Origin of the sequence: Halovibrio sp. HP20-59, from assembly GCF_033052795.2 — a bacterium.
Lineage (GTDB): Bacteria > Pseudomonadota > Gammaproteobacteria > Pseudomonadales > Halomonadaceae > Vreelandella.
This window is the reverse complement of the sequence record NZ_JAWJUW020000004.1, coordinates 159836-180847: the sequence shown is the minus strand read 5'-3', so window position 1 is coordinate 180847 and position 21012 is coordinate 159836. Positions and strand designations below refer to the sequence as shown.

23 protein-coding genes are annotated in these 21012 nt (G+C 55.7%); 5 read left to right on the top strand and 18 right to left on the bottom strand.

Features of this window, described 5'->3' with window-relative positions:
* Positions 1 to 3: 3 nt before the first annotated feature.
* From xylB to RZA33_RS06485, 10 genes are all read right to left on the bottom strand, one after another.
* Complete coding sequence (gene xylB, locus RZA33_RS06530) at positions 4 to 1491, bottom strand: xylulokinase (protein ID WP_317507051.1); 1488 nt, start codon at positions 1489 to 1491, stop codon at positions 4 to 6.
* Positions 1491 to 2978, bottom strand: a complete 1488-nt coding sequence (locus RZA33_RS06525; RefSeq protein ID WP_317507050.1) for a mannitol dehydrogenase family protein — start codon at positions 2976 to 2978, stop codon at positions 1491 to 1493. Before RZA33_RS06525 ends, xylB begins: the two co-directional genes overlap by 1 nt.
* Before the next feature lie 73 nt (positions 2979 to 3051).
* Complete coding sequence (locus tag RZA33_RS06520; protein WP_317507049.1) at positions 3052 to 3672, bottom strand: nucleoside/nucleotide kinase family protein; 621 nt, start codon at positions 3670 to 3672, stop codon at positions 3052 to 3054.
* Between the two features lie 7 nt (positions 3673 to 3679).
* On the bottom strand, positions 3680 to 4465 hold the full coding sequence (locus tag RZA33_RS06515; RefSeq protein ID WP_317507048.1) for an L-iditol 2-dehydrogenase: 786 nt from the start codon (positions 4463 to 4465) through the stop codon (positions 3680 to 3682).
* Between the two features lie 32 nt (positions 4466 to 4497).
* On the bottom strand, positions 4498 to 5178 hold the full coding sequence (locus RZA33_RS06510; protein WP_317507047.1) for an HAD-IA family hydrolase: 681 nt from the start codon (positions 5176 to 5178) through the stop codon (positions 4498 to 4500).
* Positions 5175 to 6326, bottom strand: coding sequence for a sn-glycerol-3-phosphate ABC transporter ATP-binding protein UgpC (locus tag RZA33_RS06505; RefSeq protein WP_317507046.1), 1152 nt, complete (start codon positions 6324 to 6326; stop codon positions 5175 to 5177). The genes RZA33_RS06510 and RZA33_RS06505 overlap by 4 nt, the downstream gene beginning before the upstream one ends.
* 12 nt (positions 6327 to 6338) lie before the next feature.
* Entirely contained in the window at positions 6339 to 7214 is an 876-nt protein-coding gene (locus RZA33_RS06500; protein WP_317507045.1) for a carbohydrate ABC transporter permease, read from the bottom strand.
* Positions 7215 to 7236: 22 nt separating this feature from the next.
* On the bottom strand, positions 7237 to 8127 hold the full coding sequence (locus RZA33_RS06495) for a sugar ABC transporter permease (RefSeq protein WP_317507044.1): 891 nt from the start codon (positions 8125 to 8127) through the stop codon (positions 7237 to 7239).
* 67 nt (positions 8128 to 8194) lie between these two features.
* Entirely contained in the window at positions 8195 to 9514 is a 1320-nt protein-coding gene (locus RZA33_RS06490; RefSeq protein WP_317507043.1) for a sugar ABC transporter substrate-binding protein, read from the bottom strand.
* A gap of 192 nt (positions 9515 to 9706) precedes the next feature.
* The gene (locus RZA33_RS06485) at positions 9707 to 10657 is read right to left on the bottom strand and encodes a sugar-binding transcriptional regulator (RefSeq protein ID WP_317507042.1); all 951 of its coding nucleotides are present in this window, start codon (positions 10655 to 10657) and stop codon (positions 9707 to 9709) included.
* Positions 10658 to 10795: 138 nt separating this feature from the next.
* On the opposite strand from RZA33_RS06485, the gene RZA33_RS06480 reads away from it, so the two are divergent.
* A complete protein-coding gene (locus RZA33_RS06480) occupies positions 10796 to 11107 on the top strand; it encodes an NGG1p interacting factor NIF3 (protein WP_317507041.1) in 312 nt (103 codons plus the stop codon).
* A 27-nt stretch (positions 11108 to 11134) separates the two neighbouring features.
* Here RZA33_RS06480 and RZA33_RS06475 read toward each other — a convergent pair whose 3' ends face one another.
* Entirely contained in the window at positions 11135 to 11692 is a 558-nt protein-coding gene (locus tag RZA33_RS06475; protein WP_317507040.1) for an NUDIX hydrolase, read from the bottom strand.
* Positions 11693 to 11785: 93 nt separating this feature from the next.
* Between RZA33_RS06475 and RZA33_RS06470 the strand changes: the two genes are divergently transcribed.
* Both RZA33_RS06470 and RZA33_RS06465 read left to right on the top strand, forming a co-directional pair.
* Positions 11786 to 12457: a CoA pyrophosphatase gene (locus RZA33_RS06470; protein ID WP_317507039.1), complete on the top strand. Its 672-nt coding sequence runs from the start codon at positions 11786 to 11788 to the stop codon at positions 12455 to 12457.
* Positions 12454 to 13119 carry a 2OG-Fe(II) oxygenase gene (locus tag RZA33_RS06465; RefSeq protein ID WP_317507038.1) on the top strand — a complete coding sequence of 222 codons (666 nt, stop codon included), beginning with the start codon at positions 12454 to 12456 and terminating at the stop codon, positions 13117 to 13119. The genes RZA33_RS06470 and RZA33_RS06465 overlap by 4 nt, the downstream gene beginning before the upstream one ends.
* Before the next feature lie 15 nt (positions 13120 to 13134).
* On the opposite strand, the gene RZA33_RS06460 is transcribed toward RZA33_RS06465, so the two are convergent.
* Entirely contained in the window at positions 13135 to 14103 is a 969-nt protein-coding gene (locus RZA33_RS06460; RefSeq protein ID WP_317507037.1) for a L,D-transpeptidase family protein, read from the bottom strand.
* Between the two features lie 392 nt (positions 14104 to 14495).
* On the opposite strand from RZA33_RS06460, the gene RZA33_RS06455 reads away from it, so the two are divergent.
* On the top strand, positions 14496 to 14918 hold the full coding sequence (locus RZA33_RS06455) for a PRC-barrel domain-containing protein (RefSeq protein WP_317507036.1): 423 nt from the start codon (positions 14496 to 14498) through the stop codon (positions 14916 to 14918).
* A gap of 164 nt (positions 14919 to 15082) precedes the next feature.
* Here RZA33_RS06455 and RZA33_RS06450 read toward each other — a convergent pair whose 3' ends face one another.
* A complete protein-coding gene (locus RZA33_RS06450; protein WP_317507035.1) occupies positions 15083 to 15505 on the bottom strand; it encodes an OsmC family protein in 423 nt (140 codons plus the stop codon).
* 206 nt (positions 15506 to 15711) lie between these two features.
* Between RZA33_RS06450 and RZA33_RS06445 the strand changes: the two genes are divergently transcribed.
* Positions 15712 to 16617 (top strand): DMT family transporter, encoded by a 906-nt coding sequence (locus RZA33_RS06445; protein ID WP_317507034.1) that lies wholly within the window; start codon positions 15712 to 15714, stop codon positions 16615 to 16617.
* Here RZA33_RS06445 and RZA33_RS06440 read toward each other — a convergent pair.
* The 5 genes from RZA33_RS06440 to RZA33_RS06420 all read right to left on the bottom strand — a co-directional run bounded on the left by RZA33_RS06440 (position 16571) and on the right by RZA33_RS06420 (position 20981).
* Positions 16571 to 17419 (bottom strand): MOSC domain-containing protein, encoded by an 849-nt coding sequence (locus RZA33_RS06440; protein WP_317507033.1) that lies wholly within the window; start codon positions 17417 to 17419, stop codon positions 16571 to 16573. The genes RZA33_RS06445 and RZA33_RS06440 overlap by 47 nt on opposite strands.
* A 53-nt stretch (positions 17420 to 17472) precedes the next feature.
* Positions 17473 to 18486, bottom strand: coding sequence for a gluconate operon transcriptional repressor GntR (gene gntR / locus RZA33_RS06435; protein ID WP_317507032.1), 1014 nt, complete (start codon positions 18484 to 18486; stop codon positions 17473 to 17475).
* Positions 18487 to 18569: 83 nt separating this feature from the next.
* Positions 18570 to 19091 (bottom strand): gluconokinase, encoded by a 522-nt coding sequence (locus RZA33_RS06430; RefSeq protein ID WP_317507031.1) that lies wholly within the window; start codon positions 19089 to 19091, stop codon positions 18570 to 18572.
* A 13-nt stretch (positions 19092 to 19104) separates the two neighbouring features.
* Positions 19105 to 20385: a TRAP transporter large permease gene (locus RZA33_RS06425; RefSeq protein ID WP_317507030.1), complete on the bottom strand. Its 1281-nt coding sequence runs from the start codon at positions 20383 to 20385 to the stop codon at positions 19105 to 19107.
* Between the two features lie 2 nt (positions 20386 to 20387).
* Complete coding sequence (locus RZA33_RS06420; protein ID WP_317507029.1) at positions 20388 to 20981, bottom strand: TRAP transporter small permease; 594 nt, start codon at positions 20979 to 20981, stop codon at positions 20388 to 20390.
* Positions 20982 to 21012 lie beyond the last annotated feature (31 nt).

Below are 21012 nucleotides of genomic sequence, written 5' to 3'. Positions count from 1 at the left end.
CGTTTAAGCGCCGCCATGGCGTTGTTGAAGTGCTGCGCAATAGCGCGCATAAATCGGTTGGTAAGCAGCCACACTATCGGGGTGAGGGTTGGCAAGGGTTTGCGCATCCAAATGGACAAGCCGATCACACAGCGCCTCCAGGGTTACGCCCCCTGCACGCTGGTCACACCATGCTGCCTGTATGGCAGCACCCAGGGCGGCCGCGTCAGTAATCTCAGGGCAAATCACTTGCGTTCCGGCAATGTCGGCGACCATCTGCCGCCACACGGGGCTGTTGGCGCCGCCACCGATCAAACGAATCTGACTGGCCCCGGCGGTTAACTCACCCAACAATTCTAGCCCATAGCGTAGCCCGAAAGTGGCCCCTTCCACCACGGCCCGGCATAAATTAGCCTGGGTGGTATTCAGGCTGGTGAGGCCAAGGAAGTCCGCGGAGGCATTGGGCAACATCGGCACTCGCTCACCGTTGAAAAACGGCAATACGGTAACACCTTCGGCGCCTATCGGCGCACTGGCCACTTTCTCGCCAAACGCTGCCAAGTCTAAGCCAAACAGCTCGCGTACCCGGGTGGTGGCCGACGTGACGTTCATGGTGCAAATCAACGGCAGCCAGCCGCCGGTGCTGGAACAGAAATTGGCGACCATAGCGCTATCGCAATCTACCGGCGTGGGCGAGAAGGCGCAGACGGTGCCAGAGGTACCCAAACTCAGCGTTATCAGCCCTGGGGTAATATTGCCGGTGCCAATGGCACCCAGCATATTGTCACCGCCACCGGAGGAGACAACCACCTGGTCGCCAAGTCCAAGTTCGCGGGCCACCGCAGAGCGCACAACACCCACCGGCTCATGTGATTCCAGCACCCGGGGAAGCACCCGCGCCGGGTCTAACTCAGGGGCAATTTCAGCAAAAACGTCCAACTGCCAGCAGCGCTTGCGGGTATCGAAATAGCCGGTGCCGGAGGCATCGCCTGCGTCGGTAACCCGCTCACCGGTGAGCCAGAAATTGAGGTAGTCGTGAGGCAGTAGCAGGCTCTCGATGCGCCGATACGCATCCGGCTGCTGCTCGCGCAGCCAAGCGACTTTAGACGCGGTATAGCCGGTTTGCAGCACCAGCCCCAGCTTATCCAAGCAGCCCGCCTCACCGCCCAGGCGGGCAACTAAATCAGCGTTCTGGACGCTGGTCTCGGTATCGCACCACAGCTTGGCGGGATAGACCGGCACGCCTTCGCCATCGAGCGCTACCATACCGTGCTGTTGGCCTGAGACGCCGATACCGCGCACTTGTCCAGCATCGACGCCCGCTCGATCCAGGGCTTCAAAAAAGGCACCTTTCAATGCACTCAGCCACTCGGCGGGCGCCTGCTCACGGCGACCATTTTCGCCCTCTTCCAGGTGATGGGCACGGCTTGCTTCAGCCAGGATCTTGCCTTGCTCGACGTCTAACACCACCACCTTGGTACTCTGGGTACCGCAATCAACCCCGATATACATCACTGAATTCCTTTGGACGAGACCAGTTCCTCAAGCGTAACGCGTGCGCCGCGCTCGTGCAGTGAACGCAGGGCCGCTAAATAGGCGTCAACAAAACGAGTGCTGTCGATTAGGTCGCCAAACAGCTCGCGGTTTTCGATAAAGGCTGTGGGCCGTTGGCGGTTCTCTGCGGCGATCGCCATGAGCGACGTTTTTAAGCGATCAACAATGTCAATCGGCTCGCCCTGCTCGTCAATCCCCTCAGCGTAGCGCGCCCAGCTGGCCACCACGGCAGCGCTGCGCCCTATTTCACCACCCTGGGCCAGCTGTTGGCGAATCACCGGCACCAGCCACTTGGGAATGCGGTCTGAGCTCTCGGCGCAGAGCCGTGCCAGGGTATCTTTGATTTGCGGGTTGGCGAAGCGCTCGATCAGCGTTAAACGGTAGGTTTCCAAATCAACCCCCGGTACCGGCGCCAAAGTCGGCGTGCCCTCTTCACGCATATAGCCCAGTAAAAAATCAACGAATAGTGGATCTTGGCACACCTCATGGGCGTAGCGGTATCCGGCTAAATAGCCAAAATAGGTCAGCGCCTGATGGCTGGCATTGAGTAGCCGCAGCTTCATCAGTTCGTAAGGTTCGACATCCGCCACCACTTGCACGCCTACTTTATCAAACGCCGGGCGCCCAAGGGGGAAGTGATCTTCCAACACCCATTGGGTGAAGGGCTCACAGACTACCGGCCAAGCGTCCTCTAAGCCAAAGCGCTGACTCAGTTCATCGATATCGGTGGGCGACGTCACCGGCGTAATGCGATCTACCATGGCGTTGGGAAATGCCACCTCGCTGGCAAGCCAGGCGCCTAGCTCAGCGTCCCGCGCATGGGCATAGGCGCCAAACATACGCTTGGCGACATCGCCGTTGCCTTGAATATTGTCGCAGGACATCACGGTGAACGGCGCAATGCCCCGCTCACGGCGGCGGGCAAGCGCTTCAACCACCAGCCCAAAGCTGGTGGTGGGCTGGGTAGGGTTAGCAAGATCAGCGCGCACCTGGGGGTTGTCGAGGTCGAATTCGCCGCTCACCGGGTGAAAATTGTAGCCGCCTTCGGTCACCGTCAAGGACACAATGCGAATCGCCGGATCGGCCATCTGTTCGATGACTGCCTCGGTGTCTTCCGGTGCAAACAGGTAATTCACCATACTGCCAATGACCCGAGGCTCATACTGGCCATCAGGGTGTTTCACCACCAGGGTGTAGAGATAGTCCTGCGCTGCCAGCGCTTGCTGCATGCGTTTGTCGCCAGGCATCACGCCCACGCCGACAATGCCCCAATCCAGCGCCGCGCCCTGGTTCATCAAGGCATCCAGATACATCGCCTGGTGAGCGCGGTGAAAGCCACCGACGCCGATATGCACGATGCCGGGGGTGAGCGTCTGGCGGTCATACTGAGGTTTGGCAACATCGTCGGTTAGCTTGCCCAGGTTGTGATTATTAAGTCGGGTCATAGGACTCTCCAGCCAAGGCCTTCTTGGCGCGATGGGGTGAATAAAGGCAGGTAACTAGTGGGTAATAAGTGCGCTAACGCCAGCGCTGATCAGGCGTTAAACAGCAGCTTTTTACTAATTGAGCGTTAAGCATGTCTTTGTGGTGGGTGCGCTCCATTGCACCGGTGCGATCCTGTCCCATCTCAAGCCAGCGATTGATCAGCCGCTCAACCAGCACGTCGTCGTCAATGTCTAGAAATAGTGTCCAATCAAACAGCGGTTGCAGTTCACGCCAGGGGGAGCGGTCAAGCAGCAGATAGTTGCCCTCGACAATGACGATGCGCTGTTCAAGGGTGATCAGTCGTCCACCGGCACGGGCTAGATCCAACGGGCGGTCAAAGACCGGTACCGCTACCGGGTGGATAGCCTGGCGAATGCGTTCAAGGTCGCAGCGCAGCCCTTCTACATTGAAGGTGTGAGGCGCGCCTTTTACCGGCACCTGCTGCTCGCCCAGCACAGCGTTATCGAAGTGGTAGCCATCCATCGGCACTAGCCCCGCTTGCCCTGGCACGCGCTGATTAATCGCATCGCAGAGCTGGACACTGCGATAGGACTTACCCGCCCCCGGCGGCCCTGCTAGTGCTACCAGATAGCGGGGTGCGCCTTCGGCGGCGCGAATAATCTGATAGGCTAACGTATCAAGATCAGGCGTCATGGCGACCTCAACTCATCCAGTTGCCGCCATCGACATTAAGCGTCTGGGCGACCACATAATCGCTGTCCTGGCTGGCCAAAAACACCGCAGCGCCGGTGTGATCTTCCGGCAGGCCCATACGCCCGAAGGGAACCGCTTCGCCTACCAGGCGTTTCTTTTCACCGAGCGGACGGTTCTCGTAGCGGGCAAACATTGCGTCGACTTCTTCCCACATCGGCGTGTCCACAACCCCGGGGGCGATACCGTTAACGTTGATACCGTGTTTGATGAGATCCAACCCGCTGGATTGAGTGAGGCTGATCACTGCCGCTTTACTGGCGCAGTAAACGCTTACCAGGGCTTCACCGCGGCGACCTGCCTGGGAGGCCATATTGATGATTTTGCCCCCCTGACCGCGGGCCACCATCGAACGGGCAACCGCCTGCAGGGTAAAAAACATGCCTTTGGTGTTGACCGCAAACTGCTTATCAAAGCTTTCCCGCGTGACCTCGAGTACCGGCGCCATATCGAAGATCGCAGCGTTATTGACCAGAATATCGATGCCGCCAAAGCGATCCGTTACGGCGTTGACCATGGCATCAATTGACATCTGATCGCAGACATTCAACTCGACCCCCATCACCTTTTCGGCAGGCGCCTGTTGCTGCAGCGTCGCTAAAGCATCATCAATCGCGCCCCGATCAATATCCGCCACTACCACGCTGGCGCCTTCGCTTACATAACGCTGGGCAATGGCCAGACCAATCCCTCGAGCACCGCCGGTAATCACCGCAACTTTATTGTTTAATTTCATCGTTATCTCCAGGTTACTCAGCGGAGCCTTTATCAATGAGCCGGGTGACTATCGGCTTGCCATTCGTCTATCAAGGCTTCCAGACCGTGCATGTGCTCTAATATGCGCCAGGCGCCAGCTTGAATAAGCCGCGCCGGCTGCTCGGCATCCACATGGCTGGCGCCGACAAATCCAATCACGCACATGCCCGCGGCATGGGCGGCCGTCACCCCGGCCACGCTATCTTCCACCACCAGGCAGTCCCGCGGCACTTGGCCCAAATGGGAGGCTGCCAGGCGATAAAGTGCGGGGTCCGGCTTGGGGTGCGCCACCTGATCAGCGGTAAAAATAGGCACATTGCCCAAGGCCTCGGCCAACCCCGTACTTTCCAGTGACGCCAATACGCGGCTGCGCCGACTGTTGGAAACCACCGCCTTTTCCAAGCTGATGCCGCGAATTGCCTTATCGGCACCGTCTATGGCTTTAAGCTCCCGCGCCAGACGCGCTTCAATGGCGGTGTCCACCTGCTCTGTGGCGTCGGTTGGCAGCGTGTGGGCACTTAACGCTTCTAGATGACGCAGGATATCCCCGGTGGTCATCCCCAAAGCCTGACCAAGCGCTTGGTCAATATTCAGATCGGGCAGCCAGCGTGAGAGATACTCCACCAGCGTACCTTCCGCAAGGGCCTCGCTATCGACCAGTACGCCATCGCAGTCAAAGATGAGCGTCCTCATGCAGGCTCCTCAGAGGGCGAGCTGGGTCCGCGGTTGTCGTGGCGCGTCAGCCCCGCTAGCGGATGCTGCTCCAAGCTAGGCAGTGCCTGCCCGCCTGCGTCAAACAGGTGAGCGCGCTCTGGGGCAAAGCCGAAATGCACGGTATCGTTGACCCGGTAGGCCACGTCACCATCGGCCATGATCGTGATCAGCTCGTCGTCCATTTGAACGTAGAGCGAGGTTTGTCCGCCCAAGCGTTCCAACACTTTGATTTCACCGCTCAACGGACCCTGCTCATCGAGCACTAGGTGTTCAGGGCGAACACCTAGTTCAAGAGTGGCGTTAGGATCCAAGTGCGCACCGTCAACCGGCACGCTGCGCTGGCCGCCGCCGGGCAAGCGAATAGCCACCCCGTCAGGCGTTACGCCGGTCAGCGTTACCGGCAGAAAATTCATTTTCGGCGAGCCAATAAAACCCGCCACAAAGCGATTGCAGGGGTGATGGTAGAGCGCCATGGGCGAGCCCACCTGCTCTACCACGCCGTCGTGGAGCACGACGATTTTATCCGCCATGGTCATCGCTTCGATCTGGTCGTGGGTCACGTAGATCATGGTAGCGTCCAGCTCATCATGCAGACGCGCCAGCTCGATGCGCATCTGCACCCGCAGCGCGGCATCCAGGTTCGAGAGCGGTTCGTCAAAAAGGAAGATGCTGGGGTTACGTACAATCGCACGGCCAATCGCCACCCGCTGGCGTTGTCCGCCGGAGAGCGCCTTGGGCTTGCGGTCTAACAGCGGCTCTAACTGTAGAATTTTTGCCGCCTCCAGCACCTTGGCACGGCGTTCCTCTTTGGGCACGCCGGCTAGGCGCATGCTGAAGCCCATGTTGCCCTCTACCGTCATATGCGGATAAAGCGCGTAGCTCTGGAACACCATGGCGAGGCCACGGTCGGCTGGGCCAACGTCATTGATACGCTGTCCATCGATTAAAATATCGCCGTCGGTAGCGCTTTCCAGTCCGGCGATCATACGCATCAGGGTCGACTTACCGCAGCCGGAGGGGCCTACGAAGACCACAAATTCGCGGTCATTAACCTCAAGGTTAATACCCTTGATCACCTCGGTGTCGTCGAAACGCTTGGTAATATTGCGCAGTTGTAGTGTTGCCATGAGGAAAATCCTTTACTTGACGGCACCAAAAGTAAGGCCACGTACCATTTGTTTTTGGGTCATCCAGCCGAGTATCAAAATCGGCGCAATGGCCATGGTGGAAGCGGCAGACAACTTGGCCCAGAACAGCCCCTCAGGGCTTGAGAATGAGGCGATATAAGCGGTTAAAGGCGCTGCTTTTGAAGACGTAAGATTGAGACTCCAGAACGCCTCATTCCAACTTAAAATGATCGACAACAGGCCCGTTGAGGCGATGCCCGGCAGCGTGAGTGGTAGCAGCAGAAAGAACACTTCCTGGAACGTGGAGGCGCCATCCATACGGCCTGCTTCAAGAATGTCTTTGGGCATATCCTTGAAGAAGGTGTAAAGCATCCACACCACAATCGGCAGGTTCATCAAGGTATAGATGATGATCAGCCCGGTGCGGGTATCGAGCAGGCCAACGTCGCGGAAAATTAGATAAATCGGCACCAGCACGCCCACCGAGGGCAACATTTTGGTGGAGAGCATCCATAGCAGCGTGCCTTTGGTACGCTTAGTGGGCAAAAAGGCCATGGCGTAAGCCGAAGGAATTGCCAGTAATAGCGCGAAGAAGGTTGAGCCAAACGCCACCGCAACGCTGTTAAGCGCAAAGCGGATATAACCCGAGCGCGCTTGCACGTCCTGGTAGCTTTCTAAGGTGGGCGAAAAAATCAACGTGGGGTCGGCAATTGCAGCCGTTTCGGTCTTAAAGCCGGTCAGGATCATCCAGAAGATGGGGAAGAAGATCACCAGCGCCACCGACCAACCTAGCACGGTTATTATAGCCCGCTTGCTTTGCGCCGACCGTAAACCCGTCACTGAGCGTGGCGCGCTCGTTGCGCTCGTTGCGGAACGTAATATTGTCATTGAAGTACTCCCAGGTGCCGCTCTAATCTTCTAAGTTTTTGGCCACCATACGGACCAGGAAGATCGCCACGATATTGGCGAGAATGATCGCAATCACCCCGCCAGCGGAGGCAGTGCCTACGTCAAAATCCAGCAACGCACGAATATAAATCAGGTAAGCCAGATTGGTGGTCGCCAAGCCTGGGCCACCGGAGGTGGTAACAAAAATTTCGGCAAAGATGGTCAGCAGGAAGATCATCTCAATCATGATCACCACGCTGATAGCGCGCTTGAGGTGCGGCAGGGTAATAAAGAAGAAAATCGCCACCGGCCCCGCGCCATCCATTCTTGCGGCTTCCACTTGGTCCTCATCCAGCGATTGCATCGCGGTAAGCAAAATCAACAGCGCAAATGGCAGCCACTGCCACGCCACGATGATCACAATCGAGGTCAGCGGCAGCGAGGAGAACCAATCGACAGCGGGCAGTCCGAAGGATTCTGCCAGCCAAGCTAGCACCCCGTTAGAGGGGTGCATCATCATGTTTTTCCACACCAGGGCGCTCACTGTGGGCATCACAAAAAACGGCGATATCGCCAACACCCTAGCAATGCCGCGCCCCGCGAATTCCTGCTGGAAAAGCACCGCCAGCAACGTGCCGCCCACCACGGTAATGGTCAGCACCCATCCCACCAGCATCAGCGTATTGCCCATAGCGGCCCAAAGGGCGGGGTCGGTGAGAAGGTATTCATAGTTTTCCAACCCGGCAAAGCCGGTCATGCCAGGCATTAGCAGGTTGTAATACTGAAAGGAGAACCACAGCGTCATGCCCAGTGGCACAATCATCCAAAGCAATAACAACGTTACGGCAGGCGCTTGAAGCGAAAGCGTCCTTAGCCCGCCGACCGTCCGGCCAGAAGCGCGTGTTTTAGTCATGGAAATACCTGCAGAAACAGTGAGAGGGCAAAGCCTGCCTTATTTAGCAAGGCAGGCTTTGCGGCCATCAGTCTAGGTAGCCAGCCCGCTGCATGGTGCGTTCGGTGGCACGCTGAGCACTGTTTAACGCCTGTTCAACCGTGGAGTCACCGGTTAGCGCTGCGGCAATGGTTTGGCCGACTTGGGTGCCGATCGACTGGAACTCTGGAATACCCACAAACTGCACGCCTACATAAGGGTTAGGCTTCAGCGTAGAGTCGGTGGGGTCGGCGTCTTGAATAGCTTTCAGCACGAAGTCAGCAAAGGGGGCTGCCTCGGTGTACTGCTCATTGGCATAGGTCGACTCACGGGTACCTGGCGGCACGTTGGTCCAACCTTCGGTTTCACCGACTAGCTCAATATATTCCTGAGAAGTCGCCCAGGTAATAAACTCGCGCGCGGCGTCCTGGTTCTCGGAAGAAGCCGGGATAGCTAGCGCCCAGGACCACAACCAGTGCGAGCCTTTCGGCGTTTCTGCCACCGGAGCCGGTGCGAAGCCTAAGCTGTCGGCTACATCGGACTCATCGCTGTCGTAGAGTTTGCCAGCCGCCGAGGTAGCATCGACCCACATCCCGCAATTACCACGTGAGAACAACGCCAGATTTTCGTTAAAGCCGTTGGAGCTTGCCCCGGGCGGGCCATAATCATTGAGCAGGTCAACGTAGAATTGAACGGCGTTCGTCCATTCCTCGGAATTCAGCTCAGGGTTCCAGTCCTCGTCAAACCAGCGCCCGCCAAAGGTGTTTACCAGGGTGGATACAAACGCCATGTTCTCGCCCCAACCGGGCTTACCACGCAAGCAAATGCCCGCCAGATCGTCTTCCATGCCGTGCAGCTCACCGGCCCATTCGCGCACTTCTTCCCAGGTGGGTTGATCGGTCATCTCAATGCCCGCTTTTTCGAACAGGTCCTTGCGGTAGTACATCATTGAGCTTTCGGCATAAAACGGCAGCGCGTGAAGCGTATCGTTATGGCTTAAGCCATCGCGGACCGATGTCAGCAAATCGTCTTCGTTATAATCGTCCGGCAGGTTATCTAGCGGTGACAGCCACCCCCGCTCAGCCCAGATAGGCACTTCATAAGTGCCAATGGTCATCACATCGAACTGGCCACCATTGGTGGCAATATCGGTGGTCATGCGTTGACGTAGCACGTTCTCCTCAAGCACTACCCAATCCAGAGTGATATCTGGGTGTGCCTCTTCAAAAACATCAGAGAGGCTCTGCATGATGACCATATCGTTATTATTAACGGTGGCTACGGTAATTTCGGATTGCGCCTGTGCATGGCCGGACATAGCAATGGCAACCGCTAGCGTGGTGACGGGCAAGTGACGTGCGAGTCGCATAAAGCACTCCTGTGGGCTTGTATTGGCATTGTTGTCGCCTTGATCTTATTGATCACTTAGCGAACAAATGATCGTACGTAAACCTAAAAAAAGCAAAGCCGATTGACTTAGACTTTACGCTAACTTATTACACTTGTTGCATATTGCAGTGCACCCGCCCAGGTTTTAATATCTGAGACAGGCCTTAAAATCCTAGAGTGCTTCCACTATCTGACGTGCGGCCACTTCATCGGTCACCAACCCTTTCAGCCAACCACCCCGCAGCGCGGCGTGAATTGCTGGGGCTTTTTCGCGGCTACCGGCAATGGCTACCATGTGGTGCTTACCAAAGCGCTCCAATGGAAGACTTGTTACTCGGCGGGTAATCGAGCAGTCGATCACCTCACCGTCGCTATTGAGTGGCCAGCCAAGCAGCTCCCCTACTGCTTTCAGTCCTAACAATTCATCCAGTTCACTTTCGCTAATAAAATGGTCTTGAAACAGCGTAGCTTGACGGTCGATGCGCCCAATGCCAATAAAGGCAGCTTCAGACTGCCGTGCTACATCGGCAATCGCCGTAAAGAGACGCTGAGCCAGCATCGCCTCTTTTTCAGCCAGCGATTCTGCCACTACCGGCGCGGGCAGTAAGAAGCGCTCGCCACCGGTTTTATCCGCCATCACCATCACTGCATCGTAGCGGTTGGCCGAGCCATCCCGGGCGACATTGCCCACCAGCGACACAAAGCGATGCTGGGGCCGATCAATACGGCTAAGCGCTTCTACTGCTGCCCGCACCGAGCGCCCGGTACCTAACGAAAGTGTCAACGGTTCGCTGCGCTCGACCAACTGCGCAATACGTTCGGCGGCAGCCACTGCCAAGTAGGAAGCGGCACTATCAGCGGCGTGGTTATCGGCAGGGACCACTTCACAGTAGGTCAAGCCAAAGTGGTCACGCAGCGCACTACCCAGCGCCATACAGTTAGAGATCGGGTGATCAATAGTGACTTTCACCAGCCCTTCCTGGCGGGCCAGCGCCAATAAACGCTGCACGCCGGGCCGCGAAACCCCCAGCTGGCTGGCAATCTCATCCTGGGTCATTCCACCCACGTAGGACATCCAGGCGGCCCTGGCCGCCTGATCCAGCTTTACCTCGAATTTATCCATGGGGGCTCATTTAACAGTCGTGGGTAAACGTCATAAAAGTATCATCATACAAAGCTAGGCCCGCGACCAAAAGTCTCCTATCCGCTAACATAGACAGAGTTACGCGTTTAACAATGGATGGATCACTTGGAGCTACCTATGTATAAGCTCGCCTTTTTTGTTCCGGTTGACAATGTAGAAAGCGTCAAGCAAGCGGTATTTGAGGCTGGTGCCGGCCGTGTTGGCGACTATGAACATGCTTGTTTTCAAACCTGCGGCACGGGGCAGTTTCGGCCTACACAAGGCGCCCACCCCCATATAGGGTCGGTAGGCAACTTGGAAAAGGTCGAGGAGTTCAAAGTTGAGTTGCTGTGCGATGAAGCGCATATTCACGGTGCTATCGCGGCTTTGAAGCTCGCCCATCCCTATGAAGAAGTCGCTTATGATGTCTGGCAGCTGGCCGACCTGTAATAATTTTTATACAGTGGCAGTCAACGCTTACGCGCTGCCAAAATAACGCTCACGGTCCTCAGGCGTTACCATGCTGATGTGTAGCGGAAATTCATTGCTAAGGCGGTCAGCATAAAAGTGGCGCAACGTGCGTTCGATGGTCACGAAGGCAAGCTCATCCCAAGGGATCTCATGCTCTTCAAATAGCGCGACCTCCAGGCTTTCTGGCCCGGCGCTAAAGCCACTGACCAAGTCGGCGCGAAAAATCATATACACCTGATTGATATGAGGTAGGTCAATTAGCGTATACAGGTTAGCAAGTTCGACCTCAGCGCAGGCCTCTTCTTGGGTTTCTCTGGAGGCTGCCTGCTGGGTCGATTCGGCGTTTTCCATATAGCCAGCGGGGAGTGTCCAGTAGCCTTTACGCGGTTCAATAGCGCGTTTACAGAGCAGCACTTGGCTACCTATCACCGGCAATGTACCCGCCACAATACGCGGATTTTGGTAGTGGATCATACCGCAGGCATCGCACAGGTAGCGCGGGCGATCATCGCCTTCGGGGACGGCAAAACGTACTTTATCACCACACTGGCTACAAAAATTCATCGCGTGTTCTCAACGGCTAGTGAATAGAAGTCTCGACGTGTTTGACGTCAATGACCGCTGCTGGGTAAAAGATAACAAGTCATGAGATACCCCATGTTAGAGAAACTGAGTAAACGGCTGCAACAGCTGACTCCTCAACGCTTGGACCACGTGGCAATGCCCGAAGCCGCCGTGCTGCTACCGATTGTTGAACGGCCAGCGCCCACTTTACTATTTACCCGGCGCGCCAGCCACTTGAGCACCCACAGTGGTCAGGTGGCGTTTCCAGGCGGCAAGCGTGAATCCTATGATGCGGATCTATATGCAACCGCGCTGCGTGAAGCAGAAGAAGAGATTGCGCTCGACCCCAACCTAGTAAAGCCCTTGGGGCGGCTATCTGATGTGATTTCGCTACACGGTATTCGTGTTACCCCATGGGTAGGCATTATTCCGCCCGATTTACCGTTGGTGGCTGACCCCGGTGAGCTAGACGCTATTTTTGAAGTTCCGTTAAGCCACTTTCTGGATGACCGCCGTACCCACACTGACGTGATTACCGTCGATGGCGTTGCCCACTATGTGCCTAGCTACCACGTGGACGGCCATGTGATCTGGGGGCTTTCAGCGATGATGCTGGTAGAGCTGTTGGCCGAAGGCTTTGGCATGCCGATTGATGTATATCAACGCCCCGGAGGTCCACTGCGCCACTACCCTGAACGCAAAAGTCGCTTATCGACTACCGCAACCACTTCTTTACGCTCAGCGCCATCGAGGTCCAAAAAATGATGCCTACTGCGAAGCCCTCCCCTGCCTTACAACCCGCTACTCAGGTAGCGCTTATCGATGCGTTAGTTGAGCAGGGCTGGTATGTCGGCCGTGAAGTCATTGACCTTAGTCTGTGCGACGCACTTAATCACGAGCTTCTACAGCGGGCGGCCTGTAACGGCTTGGATGAAGCGGGCATAGGCCGCGGTCAGCAGCATCTTTTACGCAAAGATATTCGAGGCGATGCTATTCATTGGCTTGACCGTGAAAGCACCGCTCAGCGGCAATATTTAGAGGCGATGGGCGAGCTGCAGAAGGCACTCAACCAAACGCTATTTTTAGGTTTATTTGAGTACGAAGCGCACTTTGCCCACTACCCGCCGGGGGCCTTCTACCAGCGCCACCTGGATAGCTTTCGCGGTCGAGCCAACCGCGTGATATCCACTGTCGGCTATTTGACCCCGGATTGGCCCAGCGATGGCGGCGGTGAAATGGTCATTTACCATCCAAACGACCCAAACCAGGAAGTCGCGCGCGTAGCGCCTGAAGCAGGTACCTTCGCCTGCTTTTTATCAGATACCATTCCCCACGAAGTGTTGCCCACCCGTTACCCTCGCACTAGCATCGCGGGCTGGTTTCGGCGCAATGCATCGCTGGGCGGCGTGCTTGATCCAGCGCGATAACCCTCTCAGCTTTAATTAGGTTAACGGTACGATTTGTCCGTTAGCCCGTTCCAGCACTTCACGCACCTGTTCATAATTAGCACTCTGCGCGCTACCGTTTTCGTGCTGTTCAATCAGGCTGATAACGTTTAACAGCGTATCCATTCCATAAGCGTTCTCATCTGTCGCGGTGAACGCTTGAATGTAGCCGCCACCGCGGCCGTCCCAGCCTACTTTGATGGGTGAATCAATAATATTCACCTGGGTGCCCACCGGCACGCGCCAGAAGATAGACTCGATATCGTCGGGGTGCATCCGGATACAGCCTCGGCTAGCGCGCATGCCAATGCCGTCTGGCTGGTTGGTGCCGTGAATCAGATAACCGGGAATATCCAGCAAAATAGCGTATTGGCCCAGAGGATTATCAGCGCCGGGAGGTACTACCGCAGGTGGCGGGTCACCGCGCTCGGCGGCTTCTTGTCGAATCGATTCAGGTGGGTACCAGGCTGGATTTTCAAGCCGCATGGTCGTCTCGGTGATCCCCAACGGCGTGTTATACGCATCACGCCCAATGCCAATGGGGTACGTCTCCACCCGCGGTGCCTCGCCCTCTTCTACCTCCGGGTAGTAGTAAAGGCGTAGCTCGGCCACGTTAATCACAATACCGGTGCGCTCCTCGTCAGGTAGAATGAATTGCCCGGGGATCGTGACCTCCGTTCCCTCGCCAGGGAGCCAGATGCTGACATCGGGGTTGGCCATACGAATTTCCTCATAGCCCACGTTATGTTCCTGAGCTATATCCAGCAGCGTATCTTCTTCGCTTGCCGTCACGGTGTATACCTCGCCCACCATATTGCCCTCTTCGGGCAGAGGAAAATGGCCTTTGGGCAACTCGTCACTGCTGGCCGCGCCAGCCGACGCCATTAGCCATGCCGCCAACGTAAAGCGACCGAAGATCAACTGTTTAAGCCGCTGGAAAGGGTAATATCGAGCACTCGCTGTCATGGAATTTCCTTTTTTTTTCGCATAATGAATATGACCACTGTCGAGGAGTTAGGTCAATTCGACACTCTGTCGCACAACCACAGCACTCGCAGCCCCCCATTCCGCCTCCCTTGCAGGTAGTCGATAGATTCGCGCCACCTCTTAGCCGCTGGATAAACCCCATATAAACGTTTTAGCGGAATAATTGTATTTCTGAAGAGAGTGACTAATCTAATAACGTGCAGAGACGCACAAGGCGGGGTTAATTACCTAGGCGTAATTAACACACTCAGGAGTAATAACACGACGTTGCTCTCAGCTTATTGAAAGTAAAGACGATGTCCTGTTGTTAATTTATTAGGGCCGTTACGCAGAATCGTTAAGCCCCAATAAAAACGCAAGGAGCAAGCAACATGAAAATGATCAAGCCCACTATTTTAGGTGCTCTGTTGGTACCGGCCTTTATGTTTGCCGCAGGCACAGTAAGCGCCCAAGAGACAACCGCCATGGAAGCTAGCTATCTAACCGCCCCCCCCGAAGGAGCTTTCCACTCGGATGCACTGATCGGCAACCAAGTCAAAAGCAATGTGGAAGACGACGAAGATATCGGCACCATTACTGATCTGGTGATCAACGAAGACGGCCAGATTAATGCTGTTGTGGTTGGTGTAGGTGGTTTTCTCGGTGTAGGCGAAAAGAATATCGCTATCGAATGGGACTCTCTTGAAATGACCAAAGACGAAGATGGCGAAGACTATGTCATCAGCGTTAATGCTTCACAAGATGCTCTTGAAAATGCTGAAAATTATAACCGCGACGAAGATGAAGGCGAATAAACCCTAATTAGCGGCATAAAAGCCTTGGCAAATGCCAAGGCTTTTTATTGATTACGTTTTTAAAACTCTAAATTTTAATCTAAAAAATGCCGCCCCATTAGATTGAAATAATGAGGCGGCATCATAAAGCTCGGCTATTAAAAGACAGCTAAAAGGCAGCCTTTTTAGCCTTTTAGTGTTGCCGTCATACTAATATCGGCATTCAGCACTTTAGAGACGGGACAGTTGGCTTTAGCTGTTTCTGCCGCTTCTTGGAAGGCTGCATCGTCGGCGCCACTTATCTCAGCGACAACGTCCAAATGAATGTTGGAAATATCAAACCCGGCATCGCTCTGCGAAAGCGTCACCTTGGCGCTCGTTTCAATGGAATCAGCGGTATACCCTTTATCGCCCAATATCATCGAAAGCGCCATTGAAAAACAGCTGGCGTGTGCCGCGCCAATTAGCTCTTCAGGATTGGTGCCCTTTTCATCCTCAAAGCGCTTGCTGAAGGAGTAATTGGCATCTAGAACGCCGCTTTCGGTTGAAACGGTGCCTTTGCCATCCTTGAGTCCACCTTCCCAACGTGCGCTAGCTTTACGATCCATGAACAACTCCTTGTGCGTAGCTAATGTGCTTAGACATGTAGTCAGACAGGACTTAGCGGCGGTTGCCGCTTCTGCCACTTAACCAGCGTAGCTGATTTTTGGCGCTATGCCGAATCAGCTATCGCGTTGGCTTCCTTCGCTTTGCATTCCACCGTAAGCTAGTTAGCTCTCTAACCGCCTTACTTAACGCAAATTAAGGACACACCATGTCGTCGGCTGATGCGCTGCGTCTGAGTCTGCTTTCCACACTGTGGGGCCTGTCATTTATCTTTATGCGCGTTGCCGTCCCTGAATTTGGCGCGGTGCCGTTGGTACTGGTACGCATGGGGCTTGGCGCACTGCTGCTCATGCCGTTACTTATTAGCCTGCGCTACCTGCGTCTCATCTGGGACCATAAAGGCCCCTTATTACTGCTCGGGTTAGTCAATCACGTACTGCCGTTTTCGCTATTGGCGCTGGCTACCACACGCCTGGAAGCTGGGTTTACCTCATTGATTAACGCGACCACGCCAATTTTCACCGCCTTGCTGGGCGCGCTTTTTTTCGCCACGGCGGTACAACGCCAGCAGTATGTTGGCTTAGCTCTGGCGCTTTTGGGGGTCTATGTGCTTTCTGCGGATCGGCTCGATTTTGCCCTGGGCGGCGACGGCTGGTTCATTCTGGCCGCCCTAGGAGCGACGTTCTGCTATGGCATTGCGAGCAACTACTCCAAGACGCGCCTCGGCCACTTGCCCACCCGTGTGTTGGCAGCGGGCAGTAGCGCTATGTCTGCGTTAGTGCTGCTAATTCCCGGTATTTTACTATGGCCAAGCGATCCTATCAGCCCGCTGGCCTGGGGAAACGCGATGGCACTGGCGGCACTCAGCACGACGCTGGCCTTCCTGCTCTACTTTGGCTTACTTGCCAGCGCGGGTGCCACGGCTACCTCAACGGTTACTTTTTTGGTGCCGGTGAGCGCGTTGATATGGGGCTATCTGTTGCTTGGCGAGACGCTCAATCTACAGATTATCGCCGGTATGGTGATTACGCTAATCGGTACCGCTATCGCCACCAAGCTACTGCGCATTAGGCGTCGCAGAGCGATGCCGCCAGTGTATCCCCCACACGAATAACGCTGCCTGAGCCTTCAAGCAGGGTAGCGTTTTGGCCAAAGTGTGCGCCTTTGAGACTGGGTTGCGTATTGAGTTCAATCAGGGTTTTTAGCGGTTCCGCAGGATCAGGCATTGCCGCTGTTTGCTGGTCAATGGTGATAATTTTACAGCGCTTGCAGGGCTTGCGAAGTGCTAACTGAAAGGCGCCGCTTTGCTCTGTCAGCGTTGCCCAATGGTCTTCCGCCCAGGCGTCATCAGTGTTAATCACGATATTGGGGCGAAAGCGATTCATGGGCACAGGTGTCTGTCCCTTGGCTACCAAGGCCTTATTCAAAGCATCTAATGAACCGGTGGTGGTCATCAAAAAAGGGTAACCATCGGAGAAATACGTGTGCGCCGCCCCGCCGTCGAGAAAATCTTCTTCAACCGCTCGGGTAAAGTCAGTCGCGAAGCGCACCAAGCTCAACCCCTGGGCCTGTTCGCCCAAGGCGGCTTCTAGCCAACGCGAGACTTCCTCGCTTTCAGGGAGTGCTTTGCAGTGGTCATTCCATACCTTGACCAAGCGCAGATTCCCCTCAGGCTCGGCCAAAGGCACGTTCAGTGACGCCACATCAGGGTGCGAAAGCACAAGGTGTTCGTCGGTCAGCGCCACCTCAATAGTCGCCAGCATCGGCAATTGCCGCTGGGTCACAAAGCGTTGATGGGCGTCCACCAGCATCCAGCGACGATCCCAAGCTAACCCGTGCGCCTCCAGCACGCTTTGATCAACGCTGATGCCTTTTAACGATTTAACGGGGTAAATGTTGAGTTGGGTGATCTGCACGGCAGCCTCGCGACGGATTAAAATGCTACTTTAGCCATTCTCACCGCTAGCCGCTACTCTGATTCGTCACGTGACAGCGTCATCCCAGCTTCGATGCGATAGCCTAAATCGACCACTTTCTGAGTCAGCGGTTCTCCGCGCAGTCGCGCTAATAACTCCCTTGCCGCCGCTTCACCGATAGCCTGGCGCGGCGTCACCACGCTGGCCAACCTAGGGTTCATTACCTGCCCCACATCGTGGCCATGAAAGCCTGCCAGCGCCATGCGTTCCGGCACATCTACCCCGCGGCGCTGGCACTCGAAGTACGCCCCCACCGCGACGTCATCATTGGTACAAAACACCCCATCGGCTTCTGGGTAATCGGTGAGTACCTGTTGTAACAGCGCGGCACCCACGCTGTAGGAGGAACGCCGAGTACTTTGCAGGGTGACGGGGCTTAACCCATGCTCCTCCATCGCCTGACGATACCCCTGCTCACGCTGGCGAGTACGCTCATCCAGGCGCACCGCTAGGTAAATCACTTGGCGTCGCCCACGTCTGATCATCTCGTTGACCATGTCGTAGGCGGCCTGCACGTTGTCGTATCCCACCGCCTGCTGTAGCGGAGGGCGGTGGGTATCCATGACTTCAACAATCGGGATGCCGGCGGTCTCCAGCATGCGCAGGCTGCGTGACGTATGGTCACGATCAGACAAAATCACCCCATCAACGTTATAGGACAATAAGGATGCCAGGCTGCGCTCTTCAAGCTCGGGGCTGTAGCCATAGTGCGACAGCATCAGGTGATAGCCTGCCGGTTCCGTCAGCGACTCAATGCCAACGATCACATCGGCAAATACTTGGTTCGTTAGTGACGGTACTAGCACCCCAATCGAGTGACTGGTGGCGCGGGAGAGCAAATCGGGAGCCCGGTTGGGAATATAGCCAAGCTGTTCGGCAATCGAGAAGATGCGCTCACGCAGGCCTTCTGAGACCGTTTCCGGGTCACGCAAGCAGCGGCTAACGGTCATCTTGGTAGCCCCTACGTGGTCGGCAATATCCTGCAAGGTGGGGCGTTTTTTCTTCAATGGGGTGACTGCCTTTTGCAACGAGGGAGCATTGAGGCCCAGCCTAACCAGCAACAGGCCTCAGTGCCTATCCTCCCTTTAGCTTATGAGCGGCTGGGTACCGGCAACGTGGCAGTAAATTGACGGACGATTTCCTCAGGCGATAAAGCAATCGACGCAGTGAAGGCCTCATCTTCATTGGGCGGTTCCAAGTCAGCCAGCTGACTGGCCAACATGGTGTCGCCTTTAAAGAAGTGGCCCGCGCGGGTTTCGAGGCGTTCTAGCAATAGCCCCCGACTGCCCGCCAAATAGAGAATCTGCAGCGCCGAGTCGCCTTCACGCAACCGCTCGCGGTAGCGTTTTTTCAACCCGGAACAAGCAATGACTAACGAAGCGTCTCGCGCTTGATACTCGGCGAACAGCGCCGCCAACGTATCCAGCCATTCGCTGCGGTCATCGTCATTGAGCGGCGTGCCGCTGGCCATTTTGGCAACGTTGGCGGGCGAATGATGGTCGTCACCATCGATAAAGGTCGCGCCTATTTCAGCCGCCACTTGACGGCCAATATGCGATTTACCAGAGCCGGACACGCCCATTACCAATATACGCTGCGAGAGTATCTTCACCGAGGCTCTCCTCTTAATTGCCGCGTACGGCGGTTAGGTCAGGCAGCCACGTCACGATTCCCGGGAAAGCGACCAGTAACACTAGTACCACTAACAGCGCTGCGTAGTAAGGGAGCATGGCTTTGACCAGGGATTCCATGGAGACCTTACCCACGCCGCAGCCAACATAAAGGCAGGTGCCTACCGGCGGGGTTAATAGCCCAATGCCCAATACAAATGCCATCAGCACGCCGAAGTAAGCGGCATCAACGCCCACTGAGGTCACAATGGGCGCCAACATCGGGGCCATGATGACCATCGCCGGGGTTAAGTCCATCACAAACCCCACCAGCAGCAGCAAAAAGGCCACAATCAATAACAGCAGGAAAGGATCCTGGGTGATCGCCTGTACTTGGCTGACCAGGGTTTGCGGTACCATATTGATAGTTAAAAACCAGGCAATAACGGTCGCAAACGCCAGCAGCATCATCACCATACCGGTTAACCGTGCAGTACGAATCAGCATTCCGCCCAACGCTTTCAGCTTGAATTCACGGTAGACCACCAGCGAAATAGCTAATGAATAGAGCAGTGCCGCCACGGCCGCTTCGGTAGCGGTGAACACGCCGCCAATAATGCCGCCAATCACAATCACCGGCAGTACTAGCGCAAGCCAAGCCGCTTTAAACGCTTTCCAGAGACGATCCCAGCGGAACTGCTGCACGCCGCCGCCATCTTTTTTGGCAAGGATATAAGTGGTCACCATCAGCGCAAAGCCAATCAGTAGGCCTGGAATAATACCAGCGATAAACAGGCGGCTAATGGAAGTTTCGGTGACGATACCGTATAGAATTAGCGGAATCGACGGCGGAATAATGATCCCAATCACCGACGAGACGGTGTTAATCGCGGTGGCATTGGCAGCGCTGTAACCCTGCTCTTTCATCGATGGGATCATCATCGCACCGGTCGCCGCCGTATCGGCCACCGCTGAACCACTAATACCGCCAAAAAACATTGAGCCGGTGATCGCGACTTGCCCTAAGCCGCCGCGCATAAAGCCAACCAGCGCACCGGCCAGCTCCATCAAGCGCCTCGCAATGCCGCCGTTGCTCATCACCTCGCCAACTAAAATAAAGAACGGGATCGCCAGTAGCGGAAAGCTGTTCACCCCGCGGATAGACTGCTCAATCATAATCGACAGCGGAATATCAGAGAGTACCGCCATCACCAGCGCCGCCACGCCTAAACCAAAAGCGATGGGAAGCCCAATCACAATGGAGGCCAACAAAATAGCTAAAAAAATCCACAGCATGTTTAGCGCTCCCGCTCAGGGTGACAAATGACGGTGACGCTTACCCACATCCGCCAAACCGCTACCGTCGCAATAAAGATGACACACAGCACCAGCGATAGGCTGATAAAACTCAGCGGCACATTCATAATCGCCGAACGTCCACTTGAACGCTCCAGTACTTGATAGCCGCCCCAGATCATGACCCCCATCAGGCCAGTGATGATCAGGTGCTGCAAGAGATAAAGTATATGCGCCAAGCGCAGCGGCAAGCGACGCACCAGGGCGTCGACGGCAATGTGCTCGTAGCGCGAAAACGCCGCGGCGGCGCCGATAAACACTAACCATACAAACAGCATACGCGCCAACTCATCCGCCCATGGCAGCGAGTGGTTGAACAACGCCCGCCCCACCACGTTGCAAGAAACAGAGGCAATTAGCGCGACTAAAATAGCCCCGATCAGATACTCCATGCCCAAGGTCAGCCAGCGAAACAGCGCCGGACCTTGGCGCTTATCGGTATCGATTTCCAATAATTTGCGATTGGGGTCGTCCAGATATACCGACGGATCTTCAATCGGCGTCGGGGTATGCGCGGACGTAGAAGAGAGAGGCATAGAAAACTCCAGGGCACTGACACAACGGGCA